Below are 3,438 nucleotides of genomic sequence, written 5' to 3'. Positions count from 1 at the left end.
GATATTTTCTCTTGATGGGAAATGCAATAAAAATCGGTGATATCAGTTCAGCATTTGTTGATTGTAAAGAGACACTGGGATTGTGGATTGGGTTAATATTAAAGTTGAATAATATTCCACTTATCACCGGGTTACCCGGAATGTGAGGATAAAATGAAATTAAAATGGTTATTGCTATTATTAGGAGTGATTATTATGTCAGGTTTAGGTGCTGTAGTAATGCAAGGAGCTAATGCAAATGAACCGCGGTTGTATATCCGTAGTTTATTCGATATTCAGTATGCTTTTTGTGATATTAAAACCAATGGAGTAACCGGGTTTAGTAACCGTAATTCAGCCTTGGAAGGGCGAGGATTTGGTAGCTCCAGTACAGCTTCTATGCTATTAATGGCAAATGGTGAAAATGAAATCAGTCTGGAATTTGGTGCGCTAGGCTGGTTTTCCTCGGATGCGTTATCAGATAAAGACCGCAATCACTTTAATTCTGAGGCCAAATGTACGCTGGAACTGACGGCTATGCGTGGTAAAAAAAGTGAAGTATTGACGGCAATTGAAGTGGTAATTGATAAAAATGGTCAGCCTGTGGCAACAACACCCGCGAATGAAGCGAAATATGCTGCTATTAGCACACCGGTAGTGCGTCATGTGATACAAGTTGAAAAAGTAGGACCTGGGCATATAGAGAAACAATATTTTTATCCGAAAGAATTTCCACTCAATATGACTTTATACCGGTTTAATCGAAATGTAAAAATCAGTGGTTTACCTGAATGGGAGTGGGTGAAAGCAACCCCTTATACTGATACCCCGGAACAACGTCAACAATTGCAACAGGCTTATATGGCTGCTTGGCAGGCCTATAATGCTAAGGATTTGAATACACTCCGTGATCAGCAAAAGGTTGCGCTCAAAGCTTGGGCTTGGGCCACTGGCGAAAGTGAAGAGAGTGTTTTTGCTGATCAATCTGTTTACCGTAGGATCAAAATAAAAAGTTTCAAAATGAAGCCAATTAACTGGGATGACTACCAAGTTAAGATAATGAATCAGGGTAGAATGGTTAGGTTAGTGAATAAGTCGGACTTAAAGAATTCTCCGATATCCTATTATTACGTTGATGAGGAAGATGGAGAAACGGTTTTGTCTACCGTTGCACCGATTTTCTCATTAATTAATGGCCGTTTTGTTCAGGTAATTTAATGGGTAGCAATATCGGGTTGTTTAGCCCGATATTTTTTCTTGATGAGAAATGCAATAAAAGTTGGTGATATCAGTTCAGAATTGGTTGATTGTAAAGAGATACTGGGATTGTGAATTGGGTTAATATTAAAGTTGAATAATATTCCACTTATCACTGGGTTACCCGGAGTGTGAGGATAAAATGAGATTAAAATGGTTATTGCTATTATTAGGCGTGATTATTATGTCTGGTTTAGGTGTGATAGTAATGCGAGGTGCTAATGCAAATGAGCCGAGGTTGTATATTCGCAGTTTATTCGATATCCAATATGCCTTTTGTGACATCAAAACCAATGGCGTAACGGGAATGGATAATCGAGATTCAGCCCGTGAAGGTCGGGGATTTGGTACTGCCAGTACAGCTTCCATGCTATTAATGGCAAATGGTGAAAATGAAATCAGTCTGGAATTTGGTGCTCTGGGTTGGTTTTCCCCAGATAAGCTATCAGATGAAACCCGTAACCATTTTAATCCTGAAGCAAAATGTAGTCTGGAATTGACGGCCATGAGTGGTAAAAAAAGTGAAGTGTTGACGGCAATTGAAGTGGCAATTGATAAAAATGGTCAGCCCGTGGCAACAACACCCGTGAATGAAGCGAAATACGCCTCTATTAGCACACCGGTAGTACGTCATGTGATACAGGCGGAAAAAATAGAAGCTGGGCATATAGAGAAAAAGTATTTTGATCCGAAAGAATATCCACTCAATATGACCTTATACCGGTTTAGTCGTAATGTAAAAATTAGTGGCTTACCTGATTGGGAATGGGCGAAAGCAACCCCTTATACCGATACCCCGGAGCAACGCCAGCAATTACAACAAGCTTATGTAGCGGTCTGGCAGGCTTATAACTCTAAGGATTTGAATACACTCCGTGATCAACAAAAAGTTGCGCTCAAAGCTTGGGCTTGGGCTACTAATGAAAGTGAAGAGAGTATTTTTGCTGATCAATCTGCTTACAGTGATATCAACGAAAAAGGTTTCAAAATGAAGCCAATTAATTGGGATAACTATACCGTTAAAATAATGAATCAGGGCAGAATGGTCAGATTGGTGAATAAATCAGATCCAGAAAATTCCCCAATATCCTACTATTATGTTGATGAAGATGGCGATACTATTCTGGCTACCGTCGCACCAATCTTTTCATTAATTAATGGTCGTTTTGTTCAGGTAATTTAATGGGTAGCAATATCGGGTTATTTGGCCCGATATTTTTTCTTGATGGGAAATGCAATAAAAGTCGGTGATATCAATACAGCGTTTGGTGATTGTGAAGCGACATTGGGATTGTAATTGGGTTAATATTAAAATTGAATAATATTCCACTTATCACCGGGTTACCCGGAATGTGAGGATAAAATGAGATTAAAATGGTTATTGCTATTATTAGGCGTGATTATTATGTCTGGTTTAGGTGTGATAGTAATGCGAGGTGCTAATGCAAATGAGCCGAGGTTGTATATTCGCAGTTTATTCGATATCCAATATGCCTTTTGTGACATCAAAACCAATGGCGTAACGGGCATGGATAATCGAAACTCAGCCCGGAGTGGCCGGGGATTTGGTACTGCCAGTACGGCTTCCATGTTATTTATGACAAACGGTGAAAATGAAATCAGTCTGGAATTTGGCGCCCTGGGTTGGTTTTCCTCGGATAAGCTATCAGATGAAACCCGTAACCACTTTAATCCTGAAGCAAAATGTAGTCTGGAATTGACGGCCATGCGTGGTAAAAAAAGTGAAGTGTTGACGGCAATTGAAGTGGCAATTGATAAAAATGGTCAGCCTGTGGCAACAACACCCGCGAATGAAGCGAAATATGCTGCTATTAGCACACCGGTGGTACGTCATGTGATACAGGCAGAAAATGTGGAAGCTGGACATAAAGATAAAAAGTTCTTTAAGAGCCGGAAATTTCCACCCAATATGACCTTATACCGATTTAGCAGGAATGTAAAAGTTAGTGGATTGCCTGAATGGGAATGGGAGAAAGCAACTCCTTATACCGATACCCCGGAGCAACGCCAGCAATTACAACAAGCTTATGTAGCGGTCTGGCAGGCTTATAACTCTAAGGATTTGAATACACTCCGTGATCAACAAAAAGTTGCGCTTAGAGCCTGGGCTTGGGTTTCCGGTGAAAGTGAAGAGAGTGTTTTTGCTGATCAGTCTGTTTACCATAATATCAAAATAAAAAG

3 protein-coding genes are annotated in these 3,438 nt (G+C 40.0%); all 3 read left to right on the top strand.

Annotated features, from left to right (window positions below; all coding sequences use genetic code 11):
- Positions 1 to 195: 195 nt before the first annotated feature.
- Positions 196 to 1,197 carry a hypothetical protein gene (locus AACQ83_RS23535; RefSeq protein WP_240000910.1) on the top strand — a complete coding sequence of 334 codons (1,002 nt, stop codon included), beginning with the start codon at positions 196 to 198 and terminating at the stop codon, positions 1,195 to 1,197.
- A 181-nt stretch (positions 1,198 to 1,378) separates the two neighbouring features.
- Positions 1,379 to 2,419, top strand: coding sequence for a hypothetical protein (locus AACQ83_RS23530; RefSeq protein ID WP_112879823.1), 1,041 nt, complete (start codon positions 1,379 to 1,381; stop codon positions 2,417 to 2,419).
- Between the two features lie 180 nt (positions 2,420 to 2,599).
- Positions 2,600 to 3,438: hypothetical protein (locus AACQ83_RS23525; RefSeq protein ID WP_112886960.1), on the top strand; the 839-nt coding region annotated here is incomplete at its 3' end.

Origin of the sequence: Photorhabdus sp. S10-54, from assembly GCF_963878145.1 — a bacterium.
Classification (GTDB): Bacteria; Pseudomonadota; Gammaproteobacteria; order Enterobacterales; family Enterobacteriaceae; genus Photorhabdus; species Photorhabdus kayaii.
Note: the sequence above shows the minus strand (reverse complement) of the source record. Positions and strands in the feature narration are given on the sequence as shown.